We start from the raw sequence: 25,067 nt of genomic DNA on the forward strand, positions 1-25,067 counted from the left end.
TGGAAGTGCATGCACGCCTATGCGTCCCCAACCTGAATGCGTAGCGTGCATATTTCGCCGTGCAGTTTTTGAGGCAAATCTCGTCAATCCAGATAGGGCGATGCTCCTGGTGAAATCCCTCCTAGCCCTTCTCTGCGAGGAATTTGATGAGAACAAACCCTCCATAAAGGTGTGGACAAAGGTGCACAGGCTCGTCAATGAAGTTCTTGGCACGGAGGACCCCTATAAGGATCTGAAGAGAAGGGCAAATGAAATTGCCATGCAGCTTTTCCCCAGGGCCCTTGAATATTATGAAAAAGCAGAGGATAAGTTGAGAACTGCGGAACTCCTTGCTATTATTGGCAACGTGCTTGATTTTGGAGTGGGCATAAATAGCCCTGAGGAATTTGAAAATGTATTCCACGCCCTAATTGAGCAGGGCATAGGATACGATGATACCGATAAATTGAGGAAGCATCTGAAGGGCCATGTGGTTTACATAACCGATAACTGCGGTGAGATAGTGTTTGACAAGATACTGATAAGGGAGATAAGGAAATATGTGGACAGGATAACTCTTCTTGTCAGAGGAAAGCCCATACTCTCAGACGCAACAAAGGAGGATGCCATCGCCGTTGGATTGGATAAGGAGGTGGATGAAATTCTCGATACGGGAATGTTTGCCGTTGGTATAGATATGGACCTTGCCTCCCAGGAACTCAAGGAATTGCTATACTCTGCGGATCTCATAATAGCAAAGGGCATGGGAAATTATGAAGCCCTGAGTGAGAGCTATCTTAGGCCAATCGCGTATCTCTTGCGAACCAAATGCGATCCAGTGGCCCGCGATTTAGGAGTGCCTAAGGGTATCAGCGTGGTGAAACTCGTGGAATAGTTTAAGTACCCTCATATTTATACCCTCTTGGTGGGGATATGGGTTTCATCTCCAGGGAAGGTTTTGTTGAGGACAGGAGTGTGAGAAGTAACGTATCCTCTGAGGGAAAAAGGGTCAAAAGAAAGATTATGATAGTGGCAGTTTCCATAGTTGTTTTGACCTCTCTAGCCCTTGGTACCATTGCCCTGCATTCCCAGCCCCATGTGGTTGTGGAGAAGTACCGCTCCACTGCAACACACGTGGTGATAAATGAGGTCTATTACGACGTCCCTTCTGGTTATGCAGAGCCACAGTGTGAGTGGATAGAACTTTACAACCCCACAAATGCTGAGGTAGATCTCTCAGGATGGAAACTCACAGATGGATACATTGAAAACAAGAGTTACGAGGGCATATGGACATTTCCCTCTGGAGCAAAGATTCCCGCAGGAGGATACATTTTGGTGGTGAACGATGCTACTTATAAGAATGATTTTTCCAAACTCTTTCCGGGAGTTACACCTGATTTCGATACCAATTCCAGCAACGATATTCCCACACTTTCTGTGAGTGGTGCTTTGATCATGGCCAACACTGGTGATGACATCCATCTTTACGATTCTTCCAATACTCAGGTTGATATTATGTGGTACGGCAATGGAGGAGATCACGGATCTCTCAATGCTGCTCCAAGGGTTGCATCGGGGCATTCTCTGGCGAGGTATTACAACGCAGAGGATACGGGGAATCCTAGCAAGGATTTCTACGATGAAAGCAAGCCCACTCCTCGCACCAGAAACACGCTGGAAGTACCAGAACTGAGTTTTATCATACCCATCCTCTTGATTGTGTTTTTCCTCGTATGCCGTCGGAGAAGGTGAACAGTGTTCAAAAAGTATAAATATGCCTAAAATCATAATGCTATGGGAGGTATATGAGATGACTGGATTAAGAGCAAGGGATGGTTTTGTTGAGCGAAGAGCTAGGGGTAAGAAGAAGGGACCCGGTGGCATCATAGGTGCGGCAATTGTCTTTGCCATTCTATTGGTTGTTCTCCTGCTTATGACCTCTTCAGTATACCTGGGTGCTGCAGGAGAAACAAAAATTGTGTCCCATTCACTTTCAAGTGGGTCTATGGGAACTCTTGGAAAGGGTGGTTCCACACCAAGCATATGCTATGGAGATGAGAATTTCATGGTTGTGTGGTTTGGAAAGAATTCCTCTGGAACATGGATGCTAAATGCCACCCTTATGGACGCCTATGGAAATGTTGTGAACACCACCACAATATCCACAGATGTTGCGCTTTACAATGGTAAACCCAGCGGAATGGGACCCAAAGTTGCCTACGATCCCGATAGCAATATATTCTTTGCAATATGGTATTCATCAAACAAGTCACTGGATGGAGCATTCATAGCACCCACTCTCCGTATGGTAGGAAGCATTTTTGTCATCAATGGAACTGTTGGAGTTGACTATCATGCCTTTGGACTCAGCTTCATAGGAAAGGACAGGTTCATCGTCATCTGGAATGATGGAAAGCACGACAACTATTACAGGATAGTGGGTTATGACAATGGCACACCTGTTATGGGTGCAATTTCAAAAATCTCTCAGGATATGAGGCACTCGCACCTAAACGATGCTGTGGCCTATGATTCTATGACTGGTAATATAATGGTGATCTGGAGAAACTCTACGGGAGGATCAGGTGATTACAACATAACAGGAAAGATATTTGATAACACAATGAGCAAGGTTGTCAGAAATGATTTCACCATAGCCAATGGATTTGGAGATGGCAAGGGATACGATATTCCAAACATAGCTGGTGGAGATGGTAAATTTATGGTGATATATGCCAATAGAAATTCACCCTATGGAGTCTACGGTGTGCTTATAAATGCCACAGATGGTAAGATTATGAATACCTTTGAAATAGGTGAGTCCTACAAGGGCGTGAAGTATTACGGTATGGGTGTAACCTACAACGGCAGTGGTGGATTTATGATATCCTGGCCGGGGATTGATGGCAACATAATGGCCACCATGTATTCCTCAAATGCCACAAAGATTGCTGAGTACAAGATAACCAACTCAACTGATTCCATGGAGGCACCCGCAGTGAGTGCCGGATATATGCCCACAAGGGCAAGTAACGTTGTGTATCAGTTTGTATGGTATGATTATACCACCGGTGAGGTTTATACAGCAAACTATGAGGGGAGTGTCCTCGTGCCAGAATTCAGTGCAGTTCTACCCGTGCTTTTTGTGGGAATTGTAGCACTCATTGTCTACAGGAGAAAACACTAAACTCCAAAATTCTCTTTTATTATTTTTATCAGTTCTTCCAGAATGATATTGTTGAGTTTCTCTCCAAGTTCTCTGCTCGCACCTTTGGGATTGCTGAATGTTGCGTATGGCACAAACTTCCTGTAATCGGGGGTGACCATGTACTTGCCCACCGGTGATTTTTCAAATTTGTAATTTTCATTTACCAGTTCCGGGCGAATTGCCATAACGCGTGAGGTCTCCAACACACCTGCGTGGCCATCATCCTCGGGCACGAGTTTTCCGCGGTACTGGTAGGCTATGTAATAATCAGATAGGAGCATGATCTTCACTCCCTCTCCAGTCATTTCCTCACATGCCAGTCTCAGGGCAGCCATATGATTTGTGCTTGCATGACCCGAGAGTACGATGATTTTCCTACCACCGTGTTTTACAACTTCCTTCAGTATATCAAGCACCAGGTTCTTGAGTGTCTCAAACCCTATTGAAATTGTTCCCGGAAACGATGAGAGTCCCCTGGTCCAGCCGTAGTGGATAGGTGGAAGAATTATGGCATTCATTCTCTTAGCAATTTCCTCTGCAAGCCAGAGGGGCTGGAGCATATCCGTATTGAGAGGAAGATGGTATCCATGGGCCTCCACGCTTCCGATGGGAAGTATTATCACCGGTTCAGATTTGAGCAGTTCCTCAATTTCCGGATATGTGTATTCATCCCAGTACAGCCTCTTCACTCACCTTCACCTCTTGAATGTGCATCTCTTGACTTGCAGGTTCCTCTATCCAAGTTGTGAATCCGTGCTCCTCGCAGTAGTATATGTTCAACTTCTCGTTGTACTTCGCCTTTTTTCCACATATGACGCATATCATTTTACCACCTCTTGAACTTGAGGCCAGGGATGAACCCTGGCCAGCGCATCCCATCCCCTAAATTAGTGATGATTCGTCAAGCGCGTTTATTAATTCCTCCTTCCAGTTTCTGCGATACTCCATTTTCTTTACTCTGAGCCACAGGGATACGGACTCGCTTATCACGTGCTCCCTATCCAGGGCATAGCCCTTCTCCACAAACAGATCCACCTGATTTAACAGGTTTCTAGGTATGCGAACGCACACACGCACCCTGTGCCACTCCTCCTCCTTTTCCTTCACGTAATCTTCCAGCAACTGACGCATAATCTCGGATACGGTCTTTCCCTCCCTCTCCGCGAGGTCCTCGATCTTGACCTTAAGTTCGTCGGGCACTCTGGCTGCTATAATCATCTTCCTCACGTTTGACAATTGTTTAACAAGATGTAATGCAATTGCTCATATATTTTACTTTTGGTAAAACACATGATAAAATCAATTTATGTCCTAATTTCCTTGTAAACAGCGAAAATTCATGCATCTAATGTGTGGGAAATCGTTATATAGAATGCTCCAGTTTTACAGGTATGGAAGGTTTTGTGGTACGGGATTTCAGACCTGATGATTACGATGCGATTATGAATATATGGCGTGATACAGGCCTCTACAGTGAGGAGCGAGGTGATGACCTGAATACCATACAGAGAACTATAGCCCATGGTGGTAAATTGCTCGTTTTGGAGAAATCGGGTGAAGTTCTGGGCACCTCTTGGCTTACCACCGATGGAAGGAGACTATTCATTCAGTACTTTGCCATTCGCCCGAATTATCAGGGTCTCGGGCTTTCCCATCTTCTTATGGAAGCCTCCTTGGATTACGCAAGGCAGTTGGGTTTGCAGGTTAAACTGGAGGTTCACAGGAAAAATAAAGTGGCGAGGGCACTCTACGAGGAATACGGATTCAAACCCCTGGGAGATTACGATGTTTACATTCTTCGTGATCCCTCCTCAATTGTAAATGGAAAACATTAATATACCCGAGGAGATTAATCGGAATTGGTGCCAGGCTAGGCCGGGGGGTTAGGCGTCCCCTGTTACCCGAAATCGTCTATACGCGGGGGCGACAGCCGGGGGCGGTGTAACCAGGTCCGTCTCAGACCATGCGGTCCTGTTGAAGTCCTGTCCTCCGGGGTCGCGGGTGTGCCGCGAGCTTTCGGAGGAAAGCTGCGCGGCACTTTGCCACGGAAACCCCGCCAGGCCCGGAAGGGAGCAGCGGTACCGTGGACCGTTGGCGCTCGGAGGGTAGCGGGACGGAGGGACCGTATGGGCCCCTGGGTCGGATTCTGGGCACCCACCCCGGTGTGCCTGGCACCCCTATGCTTAATTTTAAATATTCATATGAGTTATAGCAATTGTTCTCTTGAGGTGAGCCCTATGAAGAAGGATCTGATTTCAATAGTTGACATAAAGGATGAACTGGAAGAGATCATAGACCTGGCTATAGAAATGAAGCGTCGCCACAGGATGGTCGAGGTTTACGAACCTTTGAAGGACAAGAGCATGGCCATGATTTTTGAAAAACCATCGACAAGGACAAGGGTATCCTTCGAGGTTGCCATGACCCAGCTTGGAGGCCATGCGCTTTACCTCTCTCCCCGTGATATGCAACTTGGGCGCGGGGAGACGATAGCTGATACAGCCAAGGTACTTTCAAGGTATGTTGATGCAATAGTTTATCGCGCTTACAAGCACGAAATGATGCTGGAACTCGCTGAGAATGCAAGCGTGCCCGTGATAAATGCCTTGGATGATCTTGAGCACCCCTGTCAGATTGTTGCCGATTTGATGACTATCAAGGAGAAGAAGGGGGGTTTCAGGGGCTTGAAGCTTGCCTATGTGGGTGACGGTAACAATGTGGCCCACTCATTAATGCTGGGTGCTGCCATTGTGGGTATGGATTTCTACATGGCCTGCCCTGAGGGATACGAGCCCCATAAGGAAATTGTTGGAGAGGCAAGAAAAATTGGCAACGAGACTGGGGCGAGGATTGTGATCACCCATGATCCGGTTGAGGCCGTTAAGGATGCCGATGTTGTTTACACAGATGTGTGGGTGAGTATGGGGGATGAAGCTGAGAAGGAGATCCGTCTTAAGGTGTTCAAGCCCTATCAGGTGAATGAGGATCTGGTGAAGCATGCAAAGAGCAACTACATATTCATGCACTGCCTACCTGCACATCGTGGATATGAGGTTACCAATGAGGTCATTGATTCCCGCAACAGCGTGGTATTTGACGAGGCAGAGAACAGATTGCACGCACAGAAAGCAATTCTCGTGCGTCTCATTAAGCCCTAATCATTCCTTTCTTTTGAACATTTTTTCAAGGTCTTCATTCTTGAATTTTATTATTGTGGGTCTTCCGTGGGGACAGGTGTACGGGTTTTCGCATCTGAAAAGCTCGCTTATTAGTTTTTCCATCTCAAAAATTGAAAGTTCCTGATGCGCTTTTATTGCACCCTTGCAGGATATGAGTTTTATTATCTCATCTCTCCTTTTATCAATGGCTCTTGGTCCCATGGCGGCAATTTCAATTATGGCCTCCCTGGCATCCTTTCTTGTGAGTATGGGCGGCACTGCCCGAACGATTATCGAGTTGTCTCCGAAGTTCTCTATCGAGAATCCGTACTCTCTCAGGGAATCCTTCATCTCAAGTAGAGCATCGTGGTCCTTGCGCTCCAGATGCAGAACAATGGGCTCAAGTAACTCCTGCATTTTTCCCCTTTGAATGTCCTTCAAAAACCTCTCGTATCGGATCCTTTCATGGGCCGCATGCTGGTCCACGATGAGAAGTCCTTCTTGGGATTTGAGAATTATGTAAGTTCCATCCACCTGACCCAGGACTTCCACAGGCAGGGTTCTCATCTCAAGGAGGTAATCCTCTATGCGCTTTGCCTTCCTTGGCTCTTCCACATCAAAGATCAACTGCCTCCTGGACTGGACCTTTAGATTCACTTGTACATCCTTCATCTCATATTGCTGGGAGGGTATGTGCTCCACGCCAGTCAGGGCATTCCAGATCAGGGAGGAGATTTCTTTCTTAACTTTGCCCTCATCTTTGAATTTTACAAACAGTTTTGCAGGATGCACGTTCACATCCACATCCCCGGGAGGTACGTGTATCTTCAAAACGGCATGTGGATAGGAATCCCGAAAGAGCATTGTGCCGTAACCTGAAATTATTGCATCTTCCAGCATTTTGCTTTTCACGTACCTTCCATTGATGAACGTTATTATTCTGCTCCTGTCCTTTCTTGTGTGGTAGGGCTGTGATATTAGTCCGAAGATTTTCATGTTTCCATCTCTGCGGATTTCAATCATCTCCTTTGCAATATCCCCATTCCACAGGCGAGATATGCGAGTCCTCAAATCACCCGGGGGCAGGTTCAAAACTTCCCTTCCATCCTTTGTGAGTTTGAAGTGCACATTTTCGTACGCCAGGGCATATCTCTCCACAACGCTGTATATGCTTCTGAACTCTGCCCCCTCGCTTTTGAGAAACTTTCTTCTTGCGGGTGTGTTGAAGAACAGATCCTGGACGAGCACGGATGTCCCCGGTGGTGCCCCCACATCCTCCACGTATTTCAGTTCTCCCCCCTCCACGTAAAGTTTTGTTCCCACAATTTCGTCCTTTTTTCTCGTGATTATTGTCATTTTTGAAACGGCAGCTATGCTCGGCAGGGCCTCACCTCTAAATCCCAGGGAGCTTATCCTGTCCAGATCCTCCTCGCTTGAGATTTTGCTCGTGGCATGCCTTCTTATGGCCAGGAGCGCATCCTCCCTGCTCATTCCCTCCCCGTTGTCCGTTACACGAATCTCCTTGATCCCACCTCCCCTGATTTGCACAGATATTCTTGTTGCTCCGGCATCTATGCTATTTTCCACGAGTTCCTTCACCACACTGGAGGGGCGTTCAACAACCTCGCCTGCTGCGATTTTCTCCACCAGAGGTGGGGGAAGAACTTTGATCCTTGGCACGAAAAATGCATGGGTTAATGGGATAAAAATTATTGGGATGCGAAAAACTTTAATTTGAAATGAAGATATTCTCTGCATGGATCGTCAAGAACTGGCGAAATATATTGATCACACAAACCTAAAGGCATTTGCCACCAGGGAGGATATAAAGAAACTGTGTGATGAGGCCAAAGAATACGGGTTCTATGCCGTGTGCGTGAATCCTTACCGCGTTAAGGATGCCCGGGAATTTTTGAAGAACACGGATATAAAGGTTGCCAGTGTGGTTGGCTTCCCCCTTGGTTCCACGTTCACCGAGACCAAGGTTCAGGAGGCTCTAATGGCTGTGCACAACGGGGCCGATGAGATAGATATGGTTATGAACATAGGTGCAATGAAGGATGGCGATTACGACACCGTTGAGCGGGATATAAGGGAGGTTGTGGAGGCGGTGCATCCCATGGGCGTGAAGGTGAAGGTCATAATTGAGACCTGCTATCTCACCGACGAGGAGAAAAGGAAGGCATGTGAACTTGCCAAGAGTGCTGGGGCAGATTTTGTCAAAACCTCCACAGGGTTTGGAAGTGCAGGCGCAAAGGTTGAGGATGTTCGTCTCATGCGCAGCGTGGTTGGTCCGGACATGGGTGTGAAGGCGGCTGGAGGAATACACAGTGCCAGGGAGGCCATTGCGATGATTGAGGCCGGAGCCACGAGGATAGGAGCGAGCGGGAGTGTGCATATAATTGAAACGCTGGGGAAATGATATGAAAGCAAAGATCATCGGAGGGCTTGCTCTCATTCTCCTCTCCCTATTCCTTTTCGTCCTTGATTTTTCCAGAATGGGTGTGCTCATTCTTCAGTTGTTTGCCGTTTTAAACATCATTTCACCATTTCTCTCCGGCAGGAAGATTGCAGGGTATGTTCATGATTTTCAAATAGTCAAGAGGGAGGGTAGAAGAACAAGCCCCATGGTACTGGTTTACCTGTGGCTCTTTGTATGGCTCGTCTTTTTAATTCTCTACATAATCTCAACGATCATGCTTTCCTACGCGATAAAATATGTCATAGCCTCGGCCCGTGCAGATTACCTGGGTATTTTCTACTCGCTGCTTATGCTCCTTGGCACCTACCTGTTTTTCCTGGGGCGTCACGCGAATTCGGGGATGGTGACCAGGTGGGGCAGGATGGTGGAGAGAAGTGAGAGGCTTGGAAAGTCCCACATTGAAAGGGTGAAACGCAGAATTCCCCGGTTTTAGAAATATTTATAATCTTTTCCTCAATCCCACCCCTATGGAGATAAAGAGCATCAGGGATTTTCCGAAACTTGAGGAGCGCATATTGGGTGATTGGGAGCGAAACCATATTTTTGAGAAGTTGAGAATGAAGAATAGGGGAAATGAACGGTTCATATTTCTTGAAGGGCCACCAACGGCCAACGGGATGCCCCACATAGGGCATGCTTTAACCCGTGCTGTGAAGGATCTCATCTTGCGTTACAAGGCCATGAATGGATACGATGTTGAGCCCTGGATAGGTGGGTGGGACTGCCATGGCCTGCCTGTGGAGATAGAGGTTGAGAAAAAACTGGGCATAAATTCGAAGAAGGAGATTGAAAGGTACGGAATTAAGAATTTCAATAAACTTTGCAAGGAAAGCGTATTCAAGTACAGGGACGAATGGATCAAGATGACAAAGCGCATAGGGTTCTGGATCGATATGGACAATGCATATGTGACCATGGAAAATTATTACATTGAGAGCGTTTGGTGGGCCCTGAAGCAAATTTACCAGAAGGGTTTGCTTGTGAAGGATTACAAGGTTGTCCCCTACTGTCCCAGGTGCGGCACACCTCTGAGCAGTCATGAGGTGGCCCAGGGATATAAGGAAACTAAGGATCCATCCGTTTATGTGAAATTCAAGGTTGTTGGGGAGGATGCCTATTTCCTGGTATGGACCACAACACCGTGGACCCTGCCATCAAATCTCCTCCTGGCGGTGGGAAAGGATATTGATTATGCCTTGGTGGAGTATGAGGGTGAGAAATACTACATTGCAAAGGCTCGCATTCCCGAGGTGCTTGGAGAGGCAAGGATTATAAGGGAGATGAAGGGCTCTGAATTGATTGGGAAGAGATATGAGCGTCTCATACCCTTTGTGCCAGTGGAGCATGATGCCTTCTACGTCACGTGGGGCGATTTTGTGAGCACGGAAGATGGTACCGGCATAGTTCACATAGCTCCTGCATTCGGCGAGGATGATTATCTGGTATGCAAAAGAGAGGGCGTGCCCTTAATCAAGCCTGTGAATGAGGAGGGAAGGTTCACAGACACTCCTTGGAAAGGAAAATTTGTTAAGGATGCAGATCCGGAGATAATGGCGTGGCTGAAGGAGCAGGGCAAACTGTTCAAAAAGGGCACCGTAAAGCATACATATCCCTTCTGCTGGAGATGCGGCACACCCCTTCTCTACTATGCTCTGGACACGTGGTACATAAAGATGAGCGATCTTCGTGAGGAACTTTTGAAGAATAACGAGAAGGTGAACTGGAAACCCGGGCATCTCAAGCACGGTCGCTTTGGAAATTTTCTGAATGAGGTTAAGGACTGGGCCCTATCGAGGAACAGGTACTGGGGCACACCTCTTCCAGTTTGGAGATGTGAGGATGGCCATATCTACATGCCCGATAGCATTGAGGACCTGCTAAACCATGCAGACCCAAATTCTGTGCCCGATGACTTTGAACCGCACCGCCCTTGGGTTGATGAGATAGAGGTCAAATGCCCGGTTTGTGGGAAGCCAATGAAAAGGGAGCCCTATCTTATTGATGTGTGGTTTGATTCTGGAAGTGCATTCTTTGCACAGTTTCATTATCCCTACGAGAATCGGGAAGAATTCAGAAAATCGTATCCCGTGGATTTCATAACCGAGGCCCTTGATCAGACCCGTGGTTGGTTCTACACATTGATGGCCATATCCACTGCAGTGTTTGGAGATGCCCCCTATCGCAATGTGCTCACCCTTGGACTCATTCTTGATGAGGACGGAGAGAAGATGAGCAAGAGCAAGGGGAACGCTGTTGATCCTATGCAGATTATGGAAAGTGTGGGTGCGGATGCGGTGCGTTTCTATTTCTATTCCACTCCTGTGTGGAAGAGCCGTCGCTTCTCTGAGAATCTGGTAAGGGAGTATGCCCAGAAGACCTTGATGACGCTCTGGAATGTGTACGTATTCTTCAAGAACAATGCGGAACTGGATGGTTTCACCCCGGATAAAATTGGGGAGGTATCCTTTGAACTTGACAGGTGGCTCATATCACGCTTGAACTCAACAATCGGAGAGGTCAGGAAGAACCTTGATTCCCTGGAGATTCACAGGGCCACCAAGGCTCTTGAAAGGTTCATAGACGAACTCAGCAACTGGTACCTGAGGCGCTCCCGTCGCCGTTTCTGGAAGGAGGAGATGGGTGAGGATAAGATTTCAGCCTATACGGCCCTTTACACAACGTTGAAGAGCATATCAAGGGTTATGGCCCCGTTCACCCCGTTCTTTGCCGATTTCATGTACAGGAATCTATGGGGTGAAAAGGAGAGCGTGCATCTTGAGCCCTATCCGGAGGTGGATCCCCAGGCACTTGATTTGAAACTTGAGGAGGAGATGAACATAGCCATAAGAGTTGCAGAGGCTGGAAGGAGGGCGAGGCAACTGAGCAACATAAAACTCAGGCAACCTCTGGCCTCAATGACCGTTGTTGCAGATGAGAAATATGGTGATGTGGTGAGGAAGTTCAGGGATGTTCTTATGGAAGAGGTCAATGTGAAGGATGTGAAAATCCTTTCCTCGGCGGAGGGTATGGTGGATGTTGAAATCAGGCCAAATTATCGCGTGCTCGGCCCGAAGTTGAAGGGAGATATGAAGAAGGTTATTGCAGCCCTGAAATCCATGCCTGTGGAAGATGTGGTGAAGGGGATAAGGAGCGGTGGCATTGAGATAATGGGCCATTTGCTCACCTCCGAGGATGTGGAGATTGTGGAGAAACCCGCAGAGGGCATTCTGGCAGTGGAGGTTGAAGGTCTGCCTATGGTTGTTTATCTTGACACCCATGTCACCAGGGAACTTCGCCTAGAGGGTCTGGCAAGGGAGGTTGTGCGCAGGATACAGGCAATGCGCAAGGAGATGGATCTTGAGTATGCCCAGAAGATAAGGACATTCTATGTTGCGGATGATGAATTGAAGGAGGCGATTGAAATGCACAGGGATTACATAATAAGGGAGACCCAGAGTACAGTGCTTGAGGAGGGAAAAGCGGAAGGCTTCAGAAAGGATTGGAAGATAGAGGGTATGAACATAACCCTGACAATTCTACCATAAAATTTTCAAATTTTTATTGATATTCTGAGGTTCACAGATCTTAAAAAATCGGCAATATTAATATAAATCCTCACCATGTGGGAATGAGGTGATTAAAAATGGTGAAGAGAAAGGTTTTGATTCTGGGAGCGGCAGGCAGGGATTTCCACAATTTCAACGTGTTTTTCAGGAACAACCCGGATTATGAGGTGGTCGCATTCACCGCCACGCAGATACCGGACATTGAGGGAAGGGTTTATCCACCTGAACTGGCAGGAGAACTCTATCCAGATGGCATACCCATTCTTGCGGAGGAGGATATGGAGAAAATAATAAAGGAAAAGGGTGTGGATGTTGTTGTATTCGCGTATTCTGATGTGCCCCACGAGCATGTTATGCATCTCGCCTCAAGGGCACACGCTGCGGGGGCCGATTTCTGGCTTCTCGGGCCTGAAAGTACGATGATAAAATCAAGCAAGCCAGTAATTGCAGTCACGGCTGTGCGCACCGGCAGTGGAAAGAGCCAGACCTCGCGTAAGGTTTTCAAACTTCTCCGTGATCGTGGACTGAAGGTGGTATCCATAAGACATCCCATGCCATATGGAGATCTTGTGAAACAGAGGGTGCAGAGATTCGCATCATACGAAGATCTTGATAAATACGAATGCACAATAGAGGAGCGAGAGGAGTATGAGCCGTACATCGATATGGGCGGTGTCGTGTATGCAGGCGTTGATTACGAGGCCATTCTTCGAGAGGCTGAAAAGGAGGCGGATGTGATAATATGGGATGGCGGAAACAATGATTTTCCGTTCTACAAGCCTGACCTGTGGATAGTCGTCGCGGATCCCCATAGACCCGGGCATGAGATGAAATATCACCCCGGTGAGACAAATTTCAGAGCTGCGGATGTGGTAATAATCAATAAGATGGAGACAGCGAATAGAGATGACATCCAGGAGGTTATAGACCATATACGTGAAGCAAACCCGAATGCAATACTGATTGAGGCAGCATCTCCGCTATTTGTGGACAATCCCGAGCTCATAAAGGGTAAGAAGGTTCTCGTCGTGGAAGATGGACCAACCCTAACACACGGAGGAATGCGTTACGGAGCAGGTTATGTGGCAGCGAAGAGGTTCGGTGCAAAGGAGATAATTGATCCTAGGCCATATGCTGTGGGCTCAATAATTGATACCTATAAGAAGTACACCCATCTTGATGTGATACTGCCTGCCATGGGCTACGGCGAAAAGCAGATGAAGGAACTTGAGGAGACGATAAACAACGCCGATGCGGATGTTGTGGTCAGTGGAACGCCCATTGATCTGAACCGTGTGGTTAAGGTGAACAAGCCAATAGTGCGTGTACGCTACGAACTCGACGAGATCGGCAAGCCGGATCTGGAGGATATCATAAACGATTTCCTCAAAAAACACAATCTCTCTTAATTTTTATATTTTAAACCTGTAGATTTTAGTGTGCAAATCGCCGTACATGATCTCCCTCTTCTCAAGCACATCAAAATACGCCTCAAATTTTGAATATGGGATGATGAGCGTGAAAATCGTGCCTGAAAAATGCTCTTCCAACTCTCTGGCGAAATTTTCGTAAAGTTGGAATATCTTCTTTTTTGAACCGATTCTCAATCCGAATGGTGGGTTCGTGATTATGTATTCCGCATCTCTCACATACTCATGCAGTTTTTCAGCATCACCCAAAATGCAATTTGCCTTCACAGCAGCATGCTCTAAATTCTTCATACAGCCCCTCACATGCTTTTTGAACTTCTCAATTCCCATAAGAGGAGGAGATCTTTTTCTCTCCTTTCCATTTATCTTTTCCATTATTTCTCTCCATAGTTCCTCGTTGTACATGGGTAAATTTTTGAATTGAAAATCTCTCCACCTATTTGGCACCATGTTGTATGCGTGATAGGCCTCTACCAAAATCGTTCCAGAGCCGCAGAACGGATCCACCATTTTCTCGCCCCTCCATCCTGCAAAACGGAGCATAAGGGAGGCAAGGACCGGATTTATGGGTGCTGGATGCTGATACACCCGATATCCGCGCCGGTGCAAACTCTCACCAGTGGTATCCATGGTGAGGATGAAATCACTGTCCTCAACCCAGGTGAGAAATGTTATCTCAGGATTGTCCAGATTCACCCTAGCCTCAGGACATTTTTTCAGAATTTCCTCTCCCACAACCGCATTCACATCCATACTCGTAAAATCATGCTCTCCTTTGCGGGTAGTTCTAACTGCAAATGTGGACCTTGTGCAGAACTCCGCTTCACGCACGAATTTTCTCACATCCTCCAGTTCTGAAATTTTGCCCTGGGCAAGAAGGATGCATACCCTAAAGATCCTCTTGGAAGCGTAGTTTAGGAGGTAAATGAGATCCTCATCGCCCTCGTATATTATCTTGCCCTTCCTTATTTCCTTTATTTTACCCCCGAATTTTCTGATTTCCTCGGCTGCAAGGTTCTCAAGCCCTAGAACTGTGGTGGAGAGAAACTCCATGGGCATGCATGGAGCAAGAAATAAAAAATTTGGGGTTGCTGCATCAAAATAATTTTAATAAAAAAATTTATATGGCTTTGGGAATTATTAACCCCGATGTGGAATTTGGGATACGAAAGAATGGGTGATGAAAATGCTGGACCATACAAGGCGTGGATTTTTTGAGGAGATCTTTTTGATCATTGCGGCAAGTTTGGCCTTCTGGATTCTCGCATCCTACAATGATATTGTAACTCATAGCCCCCATGTAATTTCCGATGTGGCTGTCTTTCCGGCGATTCTTTTCCTGGTGGTGTATGTGGTCAGGAGCATTCGTCTCTCCATAGTTTATCGTGCCTATGTGTGGCTCAAATTGCTGATCCTGCCTGTGTTCATGTTCCTTATGCTCTCTGCCCGTGCGTTCTTTGAGTACATGGACTTTTGGAGTTCTGTGGTATTCTTTCTCATGCTCGCTCTCTCTGCAGTGTATGCCCTCGTTATGAAATTCCATGATAATTTTGAGGTCTTCAGTATTAACGCCCCTCCGGAGAGATACGCTGTGCTCCGGGCTGTTATGACTAAGAAGGAGCGAATAACACTGATTATTCCGGAGAGGTATCTGAAGTATCTTGAGACGGGAGATAAGGCATATCTGGGAGTAAATGTGAAGGGAGAGTAAATGGTGTTTCACCCTTTCCCCATGCCCATAATGTTGAACTCCGCGTGCACGATAATCGCAGGAATTATGGAATTGGAGTATGCCCTTAACCATCCTGCAATTATGCCCAGGAGGAATGCGGAGAGCAGAATGGAGAGGATGACATTCTTGGGTGCATTTTTAAATGGTGCGTAATGGATGATGGAGAATAGAATTGCTGGAACGAGAATTGCAATGAGTGATGATGCCCGGGATATCAAATATCCCTCAAGAAGGCCCCTGTAAAGGATTTCTTCGCTCACTGGTGCAAGTACAATAAATATTATTACCCTTACCAACATATTTTCAGGGACAAAATTATCTGGTGGCCTGTAGGATGCCCTTTCACTCACTTTATTTGTGAAATAAGATATGAGAATGGCCAGGGGAGTAAAGGACAGTGCAATTATAAGGGATTTCAATGGGGGTATTGAACCAAATGCATTCACTTGCACCATATATGCCAGTGCCGGGGTGAGTGCGAGGGATATTACCTGCATTATCGTCCCTGAGACCCATATTTCATTGGTTTTCTTCTTGTAGGATACAAATGAGGCTATGAGGGAGGAGAAAAATAGGGGCACTGCCCATAGGACGGAGAAGATAAGGATGCAAATCCATTCCATACTGTTCATATTGAAATTCCTTATAAAAATTCCCACGAAAAAGGAAGTATTATATATGTTCTTGAGATAATTTGCCTATGCGAAGATCCAGATACCCAGGGGTTTACACCGATGGCAGGCATTTCTATACGCGCTCCATGTATGGGGAGAGCGTTTACGGAGAAAAGATCTTGGAGGAGAAGGGCAGATATTTCAGGAGATGGGAGCCCATGCGCAGCAAGTTAAGTGCTGCCATGCACCTTCACCTTGAAAATTTTCCCTTCAAGGATTCAAAGATTCTTTATCTTGGGGCGGCCACAGGCACTACGGTGAGTCACCTTTCCGATATTGCTGATATAATCTGGGCAGTGGAGATATCCCCCTTGGCCATAAACAAACTGGTGCACCTTGCTGAGAGGAGGGAGAATATAGTGCCCCTGCTCAACGATGCTCGCTACCCCGAGAAATACGCCATGTTCGTTGAAAGGCCAGATGTGCTTTATCAGGACATATCCCAGAGGGATCAGGTGAACATATTCACCAAGAATATGGATTATTTTGGCCCAAAATACGGGTTTTTGATGCTCAAAACCAGGACCATTGACATAAGAAAAAAGCCCAGGGAGATCCTGCAAGACACGGTTAAGAAGGTGGGTGAATTCTTCAGCGTTGAGGAGATACTGAACATATCCAGATATCAGAAGGACCACTACGCGCTGGTGCTCAGGAAGTGAGTGCCTTGGATATGGATAGAATGGGAAAATTTGTTGTTCGTCTTTACCATTTCCTATTTCCCATATATGGTGGTACCCTCTTTGTTATAACCATTTATTTTCTCATCCCCTCCCTCTTCATAAAGGTGGGCACTATTCTATTTCTTTATCTTGTGCCCCCTGCCGGAAAGGAGAGCATGGTGCCTGCCCTTGTTGTGGTCTTCTCTTCCACCTACGGTCCGTGGAGCATTCCCATAGCCGCCACACTTATAACAATAATGGATTCCCTTGTGGCTTGGTGGACAATCTGGAACTGGGATTTGCTCAAGTACATTCCCCTTGTGGGTACCTATGTGAAGAAGATTGAAAAGATAGGGGAGAAGAAATGGAGAAACCATCCGGTTATGAGAAAATTTGCATACGCAGGTCTTGCGGCCTTTGTGGCCATACCCTTTCAGGGTTCAGGAGGATTCACGGCTGCGATAATTGGGAGGTTACTGGGCATGCACGAGTACAAGGTGCTTCTCTCGATAGTGGTTGGCTCTTTCACGGGAAGTGCAATAATAGGGATACTTGCATTTTTCTCAATCCTAAGTTTCAGGCACTGGGGCATATTTGCCATAGGGGGAATAATTATATTTGTGGCTGTTATTGTCATCGTGTACCTGTGGTTGAGAGGTGAAAGGAATGAAAATAATGGTGACTGGTGGAGCGGGATTCATAGGAAGTCACATCGTTGATAGACTTGTGAGAGATGGCAATTACGTGGTTGTTTACGACAATCTGAGTTCCGGAAAGATGGAATTTATAGAGCAGCATATGGGCAAGGATAATTTCAAATTTGTGAAGGCGGACCTTCTTGATTTTGACACACTGAAGAGGGAGATGCAGGGAGTGGATCTGGTATATCATGTGGCTGCCAATCCCGATGTTCGGCTCGGGGCAAGCGATACCCATGTGCATATTGAGCAGAATGTTATGGCCACTTACAATGTTCTGGAGGCTATGCGTCTCAATGGCGTGAGAGATATAGTATTCACATCTACCTCCACAGTGTACGGTGAGGCTTCGGTGATACCCACACCGGAAGATTACGGCCCGTTGATACCCATCTCCCTTTATGGGGCGTCAAAACTCGGAGCGGAGGCGTTCATAACCTCCTACGCGCACACCTTTGATATGCGTGCGGTTATCTACAGATTCGCGAACATAGTGGGTCCGAGAAGCACCCATGGGGTGATTTACGATTTCATAATGAAACTGCGCAGAAATCCCAAGGAACTGGAAATTCTGGGTGATGGGACGCAGACAAAATCGTATCTGTACATAGACGACTGCGTGGATGCAATACTTTTCGGCTATAAAAACAGGAAAAAAGATGTGGAGATCTTCAACATCGGAAGTGATGACTGGGTCAATGTGCGTAAAATTGCAGACATAATAGTGGATGAAATGAACCTTGAAGGCGTGAAATACAGGTTCACGGGTGGCAAAAGGGGCTGGAAGGGGGATGTGCCAAGAATGCTTTTATCCATAGAGAAGATAAAATCCTACGGCTGGAAACCAAAATACAACAGTGAGGAAAGTGTGCGTCTCACTGCAAGGAGTTTGATAAAAGAGTTAAATGGATCAGATGGTGGGTGTTAGTATATCCTTCTCTATTATTTCTGGCTCCTGCCACTTTATGTGCAGTTTGATTTTCAATTTATCCCTGTGATAACTCACTTCAAAATTCTCCACCTGAGACCTGTATAATTTGTATCTCTTACCGTCAGGGGTGAGCCTTGTCTCCTCAACCTTTATAAGGCCCATACTTTCAAGTTCCTTGATCTTCCTGTACGCGCTGGCCAGAGGAATGTCAAACCTGTAGGCGATCTCCCTGACAGATACGGGCTTGAGCGCCGATGCTGCCAGGATCTTCAGGTTGTACTCATCCATCAACACCATAGTTAATGCATGCTTGTCCACCATATGCATCCCCAGGGCAATCATTCCTTCAACCATTTAAAAAATTTTCGGAGCCATTCTCTCTTTGGATAATCATGAGAGAGTAATTACTTCTGCGAATATTCTCTGAGAATATTTTTTGAGAATAAGGGCCGATAAGTACGCCTGATAACAAAGAATAAGTATTAATTTATAAAAATTTTTCCAAAAATTTAATAATGAAGCTCTGGAATCTTGAAACCATGAACCTGGAGGCCAAGAGCATGGTTACGGTGTTCATGGACAAGTATTCGTCCCAGATCCTCTTGGGCACATCCACATCTTCAAAGGGCATAAGGGAACTCAGCAGGGAGTACAACATTCCAGTTACGGTGTGTTACAGGCGCATAAAGATGCTACTGGAGATGGGTCTTTTAAAGGAGGAGAGGGTTGGCAAGAGACTGAAGTACAGATCGAAGATAAACGATTTCAGCGCAGTTCTGGATTTTGAATCCAACAGGTTGAAGATAAACATGAGTGCAGATGGCGAGGAGTATGAGGTTGAGACAACGATCCTCTGAATCTAGCCGTTTTGTCGTTTTCCTTCTCATCATACTCCTGTTCTTACCCCCACTCGGTGGTGGATCCTCATCCCAAATCGTCTCCGGGAGCAATACAGGAGCAACACTGATGAACGATATTGTTTGGAGATCCACGGCGAGGCTCACATGGCTCGGAAATTCAACCCATCCCGATATAATGAGAAGCAGTGATGGAAACTACAACATTGTGTGGCAGGACCACAGGAATGGAAACTGGGAGATATACTATCTGCGCGTACGTCCCGATGGTTTCAAGTTGGTTAACGATTCGCGCATAACCTATTTTTCGGGGGATGACATAAACCCCGTTTTGGGGGTGTATGGTTCACACATCTACATTGTATGGCAGAGATTCACGGGAGGCCACTGGGCCATATATTTTGCAAGACTTCTTTACAGCAACAGAAACATACTCATTGAAATTCATCCAATTCCGATCACCAAGGTCAATACCAATTGCATAAATCCAAGAATTGCCGTTGACTCAAAGGGCTATATTCATGTGGTGTGGCAGGAATGGAACAACTCAAACTGGGAAGTTATGTACGATGAACTGAATTCATACGGGCAGCCTGTATTTCCTCCGGTGGATGTATCCAATACCGTAACTCCATCTCTGAGACCTCAGATAGTTGTTGATAACAATGACAATGTGCACGTATTCTGGATCGAATACACCCCCACTCCGGGATACAGCGTGTTCTACAGAAAGATAGGTTCAAATGGTAAGTTCCTTACGGAGCCCAGGAGAATAAGCGTTGTTTCTCCCAACAGCACAATCGATTCCTATTTTTACAACAATTCCCTCTACACCGTTTTCTCCTGCTCAAGAGAGCGCCTTGCCTACGAGGTTATATTTACCCGCCTGAGTTCTTCGGGATACACTGAGGTTGATGATACAAATCTGACCGTGGCCGACAGGATAGATTCAATAGATCCCCACGTGGCCGTAATACACAACCGCATGTTCGTTGTTTGGGATGATTATCCCAGAGGTGTGATAAGATTTTCAATATTTGATGAAAATGGAGATCCCATCGGACAGGTTATGAACATAAGTTCCAATGACTCCTTCTACCCGTCCATATCGGTTAATGATAAAACTATCGGTATAGTGTGGCAGAAAAAGATAGGGAATGAAACGTTCCTGTATTTCAGAAGCGCAGAGTTTCCGGATCTCAAGGTCAATAGTTTGACTCTTCACGCTCAGGGCGCTAACATAACAGTTGAATCACAACTATCCTCAACAGTGCCTCTCAGAACAGAATACGGGATTTATCTTGATGGAAAGATGGTCCTTAATTCAACAGTATATGTGGGCAAAAATACAATGATCAGGGAAACCTTAAAGGCCACTCCTGGATGGCATCAGGTTGAGGTTTATGTGGACCCATTTAATAGGATAATTGAGAGCAATGAGAGCAACAATTTCATGGTTGGCAGGGTTTATGTAAAGCACTTCTCCTTCAATACGACCGTCAATCCTGTTTATGAGGCACCTGCTGGAAGGTGGATAAATGTAAGCGTACTCATTGAAAATACGGGTAACTGGCAGGATAATTACACGGTCAGATTGGGGTACAACCGCACATATTTCAGGGTATCTCCTTCCACGCTTGTTTTGCATCTTGGAAGCGGAGAGGGCAAAATTGTGAATTTCACGCTTTACACCTTTAGAACCACAGTAGTTGGAAATTATACCCTCAATTTAAGCGTCACCTCCCTCACAACCGGGCATGTTGAGTACAGAAACGTGACGGTTAAGGTGCTTCCCTACGTTAACTTCAAACTTGAGTACGTGCCCATATACTATGTTCTCCCTGGAAGCAGAATTTCGGTGCATTTTATAATTCGCAATACTGGCAACTGCAATGATACCTACCTTATACGTGTGGATGAGAGCAAGAACTGGCCAATGGTTTATGGGAATATGCAGGTGAATGTGAGTTATCACTCTTCAGGGTACCTCAATTTGACCCTTATTGTCCCCAATGGAACCTATGGATACACGAGGAATTTTGTGAATCTAACGGTAAAATCATCCAAATTGAATATAAGTATGAACGCCTCCGTGGTTGTGGTTGTTAAGCCCGTGCACAGGGCATCCGCGTACGTTGTTAGTATAGTGAGAAACGGGACCTACTATTACAGCATAAGGGTGAAGGTCGTTAACACAGGAAATATGAAGGATCTGTTCAACATAGTGCTCGGTGGGCAGGCAGCCAAGAGGGCATATGTATCTCCCTCTTCCCTTCTACTGGCCCCCATGGAGAGTGCCATTGTTACAATCAATTCCTATCTCCCTCCATATATGCCTGCGGGAAGCTATAAACTCCTGGTGCAGGTTTACTATCAAAATAAGTCCCTCGTATCTGTGCCCATTCTCCTCACAGTTGAAGAGGCCCATCAGTTCATAGTGAAGGTTCAGAAACTCTCGGAGGGTAAGAAAGTTGTCCTCTCAGCCACTGTTAGAAACGTTGGAAACACTCCGGAACTCGTGGAGATATTGCCCCAGTTGATGAAGAAAATAAACGCAACATGGGTGCTTGAGTACAAGGGAAAGAATTATACCAATATCACAACGGTCTACGTGCCCCTAAATGAAACTGTAAATGTGACAATAACCCTGCATACAAAGCTTCCAAATGGCATGTACAGTGTCAGGATCATTTTCAGATCTGCCTCCCATATAACAAAGAACGTCACCGTTGAGTTCAGGGTTGGAGAGAAAAGCATATGGGAGAGGATGAGTGATTTCATTATGGAGTATCTTACCTACATAGTAATTGCAGTCGTGGTCATCGTGGGTCTCGTGGTCTATATGATCAAATTCCGTGAGTGATCCTCACCTGATTTTCTTCTTTGAGAATTAAAAATTTTAATCATTTTTATAGAATTGTAACTAAATATTTTTAAACCCTCAGAGGTATGCATTCTTCGGAGCCGAAAAAGGCTCTTCCAAAAATAAGAGACCCGAGGTGATGGAGAATGAAGAAGGTATGGAGTAGAAAGGAAAAAGGAGAAATGGGCATCGGCACCCTGATAATCTTCATAGCCATGATTATCGTGGCTGCCGTTGCCGCAACGGTGCTCATACAGACAGCGTACCAGCTGCAGCAGCAGGCTGAGGAGACGGGTAACATTGCCATACAGGATGTTGCCACAGGGTTCAAGATAATACACATGGGAGGTCAGGTGAATCTATCAAGCAGTCCACCAGCCATAAGCATAATTGAAATCAAGGTTGGTCTGCTTGCAGGAAGTCCGGCCATAGATATGAAGAGCGTGCTCATTGAAATTACCGATGGGACCAAGGATGTTACTCTGCAGTTTACTCCAAATGTCCTTAGTGTTATTGGCAATTCTACAACTGCTGTGAATGCTACAAAGTACTTTACTGCAGTATCTCTAAGGGATATGCCACCAACCAACTGGGCTAGCCAGTATGTTATGACCCAGGGCGATGTGGTGAAACTCATAATTAATGCCACGGCTGCTGGTTTGAACCTGACCCCGCAGGCTCAGGTAACCCTGCAGATAATACCCAAGCATGGTGTGCCCACGTATGCCGCATTCATGGTGCCTGCAACTCTGACCACAAAGTACGTTGACCTCTACTGATCTCTTTCATTTTCTTTGTACCAGTGAACCAGGGTACTAGGAAACCTTGATGGCTGTGGAGGTGATGAAGATGGCAGTGTTTGGAAAAAAGAAGAAAAAGGAGAAAAAGGCAAAGAAAGCAAAGAAGGCCAAGAAGACAGAGAAGGCAGAGGAGGCAGAGATCCCGGAAGTTCCAGAGTTGTCGGAGGTGACGATAAACGAGGGAGAACTGGAGAACGTGCTGGGAAACGTACTTCAGGGATCCAATCTGGATGAGATCACAACCAAACTTGATGACATTGCACGAAAGATGGATGAGTTCCAGGCAAAATTGGAGCGCCACGATTCAATAATTGGCTCTCTGGAGAATGAAATCAGTGAGATAAGAAAGGTGAACGAAGAGGTTCAGGACAACATCAAGCGCCTCCTTGACATATACGAGGTGGTATCCCAGAGGATTAATCCATTCATAGATATGAGCGAGAAAAGGGAGATGTCAATAACGCCCGATGCGGTCATACCTCCAGAGGAGCCCAGTGGGGTTCCACCACCGGTGTTTGAAGAGGAGATCCCGAAGCCCATGCCAAGGGAAGAGATCCCGAGCGAGCCTGCAATGCAAGAGGAGGAACGGAGAGAGTATAAACAACCAGAGACAAGGGAGAAATCAAGGAAGTCCGAAGAGGGACCGATACTGAAGCACATAAAGAAGGACTACTACACCATAGTGCTGCTAATGCGCTGGATAGAGTTCCTGTTTGAGCGTGTGAAGAGGGACAGAATCACACTGCTGCTGGACTACTACGTTGACATTGGATGGATAAGCAAGGAAGTGAAATCTGAAATAATGGCATACGCAAGGGGTGAAGTGCAGGATGTTACCAAGTACTTCCCCGAGGAAGATATAGAGGCGGAGATAGAGACCCCTGCGGGCACCATCCATGCACCGAAACCAAGGATCTACAAAAAGGTGGAAGATTGGAGATTGAGCGCCGAGGATCATCTGAAATCCCTGCTGTTCATAATGAAGATCGCAGGCATAGAGGTGAACAAGGACAGGTTGAATTCCTTGGAACAGGAAATTGAAAAGTTCAAGAAATCCCTGTGGGAATTCCACGGGGTATAATACTTTATCCTTTTTTTAGGGTTCAAGTCCGTACATTTCCATAAGCCTCTTGAATTTGCGCCATTCCTTGAGAAAATCTCTACCATTCTTCGTTATGCTGTATATGTTTTTTCCATTGCCGTTAGTTTTTATGGATATCAGATCCTTCTTGATCAGGTTCTCCTCTATCTCCTTGAATACAGAATAAGACACGTTGGCCCTTCTGAGAATTATTGAGACCGTGCAGTGCTCCTCCTCCGATATGATGGATAGGATATCGAATACAACCCTGCTCTTAGATCTCTTCCTTTTCATAGGCCACCCTCAGTCCGGGGATTACAAACAGCAGAGTGCCCGCGACGAAAAATGCAATGTACCATACGCTTAAGTATGTGTGGTTGAAAACTATTTCAAGAATCTGAATTATCACACCTGCTTCAAAAAGTGCAGTGGATGAGAGCACTAGCGGAGATGTTTTTTTCCTGTGCTTTATATCCTTCACGAGTTCAAACAGATTGAAGGTTATGAAGTAAAAGGTGAACAGCACCGCAAGGGCATTTATGAGAACGGTGAGCATCGATAATCCCATAAAGAGTTCCTTTTGGATGTATGCCCTGTAGAGGTTCAAGAAAAACAGCATCTGGAATATGTACATTGAAATCAGAAAATATTCAGTGGGATTCCATAGGTACACCACTATGAACGTGTAGAACAGGAACTGGAACAGGTAGAGGGGCACGTACCTGCTCGCCCCTGCCCTTATTTTGATCGGTAGGAGAATGAGAGGAAGTGCGGATATGATTATGCCCACTATCCCCGCAATGAGTGTTGGATTCATTGAAAGGATATAGCAATGGCTTCTTAAAAATTTACTCCTCCAACTTGATAAAGATTTTCTGACGCTCTGTATGGCAGGTATTTAATATTCTGCTGATTTTGTCATATTCCATGTCATACCATTGTC

Annotated in this window: 26 protein-coding genes and 1 other RNA gene; 18 read left to right on the forward strand and 9 right to left on the reverse strand. The window is 46.1% G+C overall.

Going from position 1 to position 25,067, the window contains the following annotated elements:
• The first annotated feature begins 19 nt into the window (after positions 1–19).
• The 3 genes from AC0S1O_RS03720 to AC0S1O_RS03730 are packed head-to-tail and all read left to right on the forward strand — an operon-like array spanning position 20 to position 3,169.
• Positions 20–874, forward strand: coding sequence for a damage-control phosphatase ARMT1 family protein (locus AC0S1O_RS03720; RefSeq protein ID WP_475394412.1), 855 nt, complete (start codon positions 20–22; stop codon positions 872–874).
• Positions 875–912: 38 nt separating this feature from the next.
• Positions 913–1,734, forward strand: a complete 822-nt coding sequence (locus AC0S1O_RS03725; RefSeq protein ID WP_475394413.1) for a lamin tail domain-containing protein — start codon at positions 913–915, stop codon at positions 1,732–1,734.
• Positions 1,735–1,792: 58 nt separating this feature from the next.
• Positions 1,793–3,169: a hypothetical protein gene (locus AC0S1O_RS03730; RefSeq protein ID WP_475394414.1), complete on the forward strand. Its 1,377-nt coding sequence runs from the start codon at positions 1,793–1,795 to the stop codon at positions 3,167–3,169.
• On the opposite strand, the gene AC0S1O_RS03735 is transcribed toward AC0S1O_RS03730, so the two are convergent.
• From AC0S1O_RS03735 to AC0S1O_RS03745, 3 genes are read right to left on the reverse strand one after another with little or no spacing between them, the layout of a single operon-like run.
• Positions 3,166–3,879 carry a creatininase family protein gene (locus AC0S1O_RS03735; protein WP_475394415.1) on the reverse strand — a complete coding sequence of 238 codons (714 nt, stop codon included), beginning with the start codon at positions 3,877–3,879 and terminating at the stop codon, positions 3,166–3,168. The two genes, AC0S1O_RS03730 and AC0S1O_RS03735, sit on opposite strands and share 4 nt — an antisense overlap.
• Entirely contained in the window at positions 3,857–4,015 is a 159-nt protein-coding gene (locus tag AC0S1O_RS03740; RefSeq protein WP_475394416.1) for a hypothetical protein, read from the reverse strand. The genes AC0S1O_RS03735 and AC0S1O_RS03740 overlap by 23 nt, the downstream gene beginning before the upstream one ends.
• Before the next feature lie 57 nt (positions 4,016–4,072).
• Positions 4,073–4,408: a CopG family ribbon-helix-helix protein gene (locus AC0S1O_RS03745; RefSeq protein ID WP_475394417.1), complete on the reverse strand. Its 336-nt coding sequence runs from the start codon at positions 4,406–4,408 to the stop codon at positions 4,073–4,075.
• 173 nt (positions 4,409–4,581) lie between these two features.
• Here AC0S1O_RS03745 and AC0S1O_RS03750 point away from each other — a divergent pair, with 173 nt between their 5' ends.
• The 3 genes from AC0S1O_RS03750 (at position 4,582) to argF (ending at position 6,348) form a co-directional block, all read left to right on the forward strand.
• A complete protein-coding gene (locus AC0S1O_RS03750; protein WP_475394418.1) occupies positions 4,582–5,025 on the forward strand; it encodes an N-acetyltransferase family protein in 444 nt (147 codons plus the stop codon).
• Between the two features lie 28 nt (positions 5,026–5,053).
• Positions 5,054–5,364, forward strand: an RNA gene (ffs, locus tag AC0S1O_RS03755) — signal recognition particle sRNA.
• 63 nt (positions 5,365–5,427) lie between these two features.
• A complete protein-coding gene (argF, locus tag AC0S1O_RS03760) occupies positions 5,428–6,348 on the forward strand; it encodes an ornithine carbamoyltransferase (protein ID WP_475394419.1) in 921 nt (306 codons plus the stop codon).
• Here argF and mutL read toward each other — a convergent pair whose 3' ends face one another.
• A complete protein-coding gene (gene mutL / locus AC0S1O_RS03765; RefSeq protein WP_475394420.1) occupies positions 6,349–8,028 on the reverse strand; it encodes a DNA mismatch repair endonuclease MutL in 1,680 nt (559 codons plus the stop codon). It abuts the gene before it with no gap.
• A gap of 76 nt (positions 8,029–8,104) precedes the next feature.
• Here mutL and deoC point away from each other — a divergent pair, with 76 nt between their 5' ends.
• From deoC to AC0S1O_RS03785, 4 genes are all read left to right on the forward strand, one after another.
• Complete coding sequence (deoC, locus tag AC0S1O_RS03770; RefSeq protein WP_475394421.1) at positions 8,105–8,770, forward strand: deoxyribose-phosphate aldolase; 666 nt, start codon at positions 8,105–8,107, stop codon at positions 8,768–8,770.
• A gap of 1 nt (position 8,771) precedes the next feature.
• Positions 8,772–9,263, forward strand: coding sequence for a hypothetical protein (locus tag AC0S1O_RS03775; protein ID WP_475394422.1), 492 nt, complete (start codon positions 8,772–8,774; stop codon positions 9,261–9,263).
• 34 nt (positions 9,264–9,297) lie between these two features.
• Entirely contained in the window at positions 9,298–12,375 is a 3,078-nt protein-coding gene (gene ileS / locus AC0S1O_RS03780) for an isoleucine--tRNA ligase (protein ID WP_475394423.1), read from the forward strand.
• A 98-nt stretch (positions 12,376–12,473) separates the two neighbouring features.
• Complete coding sequence (locus AC0S1O_RS03785) at positions 12,474–13,805, forward strand: cyclic 2,3-diphosphoglycerate synthase (protein ID WP_475394424.1); 1,332 nt, start codon at positions 12,474–12,476, stop codon at positions 13,803–13,805.
• A 3-nt stretch (positions 13,806–13,808) separates the two neighbouring features.
• Here the strand turns inward: AC0S1O_RS03785 and trm14 are convergent, their stop codons facing one another.
• Positions 13,809–14,879, reverse strand: a complete 1,071-nt coding sequence (trm14, locus tag AC0S1O_RS03790) for a tRNA (guanine(6)-N2)-methyltransferase (protein WP_475394425.1) — start codon at positions 14,877–14,879, stop codon at positions 13,809–13,811.
• 133 nt (positions 14,880–15,012) lie between these two features.
• On the opposite strand from trm14, the gene AC0S1O_RS03795 reads away from it, so the two are divergent.
• The gene (locus AC0S1O_RS03795) at positions 15,013–15,537 is read left to right on the forward strand and encodes a hypothetical protein (RefSeq protein ID WP_475394426.1); all 525 of its coding nucleotides are present in this window, start codon (positions 15,013–15,015) and stop codon (positions 15,535–15,537) included.
• 8 nt (positions 15,538–15,545) lie between these two features.
• Here the strand turns inward: AC0S1O_RS03795 and AC0S1O_RS03800 are convergent, their stop codons facing one another.
• Positions 15,546–16,181, reverse strand: coding sequence for a lysostaphin resistance A-like protein (locus tag AC0S1O_RS03800; protein WP_475394428.1), 636 nt, complete (start codon positions 16,179–16,181; stop codon positions 15,546–15,548).
• A 77-nt stretch (positions 16,182–16,258) separates the two neighbouring features.
• Here AC0S1O_RS03800 and AC0S1O_RS03805 point away from each other — a divergent pair, with 77 nt between their 5' ends.
• From AC0S1O_RS03805 to AC0S1O_RS03815, 3 genes are read left to right on the forward strand one after another with little or no spacing between them, the layout of a single operon-like run.
• A complete protein-coding gene (locus tag AC0S1O_RS03805; protein ID WP_475394429.1) occupies positions 16,259–16,894 on the forward strand; it encodes a fibrillarin-like rRNA/tRNA 2'-O-methyltransferase in 636 nt (211 codons plus the stop codon).
• 11 nt (positions 16,895–16,905) lie between these two features.
• Positions 16,906–17,613, forward strand: coding sequence for a small multi-drug export protein (locus tag AC0S1O_RS03810; RefSeq protein WP_475394465.1), 708 nt, complete (start codon positions 16,906–16,908; stop codon positions 17,611–17,613).
• On the forward strand, positions 17,561–18,520 hold the full coding sequence (locus AC0S1O_RS03815) for an NAD-dependent epimerase/dehydratase family protein (RefSeq protein WP_475394430.1): 960 nt from the start codon (positions 17,561–17,563) through the stop codon (positions 18,518–18,520). The genes AC0S1O_RS03810 and AC0S1O_RS03815 overlap by 53 nt, the downstream gene beginning before the upstream one ends.
• Here the strand turns inward: AC0S1O_RS03815 and AC0S1O_RS03820 are convergent.
• The gene (locus AC0S1O_RS03820) at positions 18,503–18,877 is read right to left on the reverse strand and encodes an ArsR/SmtB family transcription factor (protein ID WP_475394431.1); all 375 of its coding nucleotides are present in this window, start codon (positions 18,875–18,877) and stop codon (positions 18,503–18,505) included. The genes AC0S1O_RS03815 and AC0S1O_RS03820 overlap by 18 nt on opposite strands.
• 161 nt (positions 18,878–19,038) lie before the next feature.
• On the opposite strand from AC0S1O_RS03820, the gene AC0S1O_RS03825 reads away from it, so the two are divergent.
• From AC0S1O_RS03825 to AC0S1O_RS03840, 4 genes are all read left to right on the forward strand, one after another.
• Entirely contained in the window at positions 19,039–19,380 is a 342-nt protein-coding gene (locus AC0S1O_RS03825; protein ID WP_475394432.1) for a winged helix-turn-helix domain-containing protein, read from the forward strand.
• Positions 19,381–19,489: 109 nt separating this feature from the next.
• Entirely contained in the window at positions 19,490–22,243 is a 2,754-nt protein-coding gene (locus tag AC0S1O_RS03830; RefSeq protein WP_475394433.1) for a hypothetical protein, read from the forward strand.
• Positions 22,244–22,389: 146 nt separating this feature from the next.
• Positions 22,390–23,022 carry an archaellin/type IV pilin N-terminal domain-containing protein gene (locus AC0S1O_RS03835; protein WP_475394434.1) on the forward strand — a complete coding sequence of 211 codons (633 nt, stop codon included), beginning with the start codon at positions 22,390–22,392 and terminating at the stop codon, positions 23,020–23,022.
• Positions 23,023–23,071: 49 nt separating this feature from the next.
• Positions 23,072–24,124 carry a FlaD/FlaE family flagellar protein gene (locus AC0S1O_RS03840; protein WP_475394435.1) on the forward strand — a complete coding sequence of 351 codons (1,053 nt, stop codon included), beginning with the start codon at positions 23,072–23,074 and terminating at the stop codon, positions 24,122–24,124.
• A 15-nt stretch (positions 24,125–24,139) separates the two neighbouring features.
• Here the strand turns inward: AC0S1O_RS03840 and AC0S1O_RS03845 are convergent, their stop codons facing one another.
• Both AC0S1O_RS03845 and AC0S1O_RS03850 read right to left on the reverse strand, forming a co-directional pair.
• Positions 24,140–24,418 carry a winged helix-turn-helix domain-containing protein gene (locus AC0S1O_RS03845; protein ID WP_475394436.1) on the reverse strand — a complete coding sequence of 93 codons (279 nt, stop codon included), beginning with the start codon at positions 24,416–24,418 and terminating at the stop codon, positions 24,140–24,142.
• Positions 24,399–24,941, reverse strand: a complete 543-nt coding sequence (locus AC0S1O_RS03850; RefSeq protein WP_475394437.1) for a hypothetical protein — start codon at positions 24,939–24,941, stop codon at positions 24,399–24,401. The genes AC0S1O_RS03845 and AC0S1O_RS03850 overlap by 20 nt, the downstream gene beginning before the upstream one ends.
• Positions 24,942–25,067 lie beyond the last annotated feature (126 nt).

The sequence above is a fragment of the Candidatus Aciduliprofundum sp. HYA1 genome, from assembly GCF_056175085.1.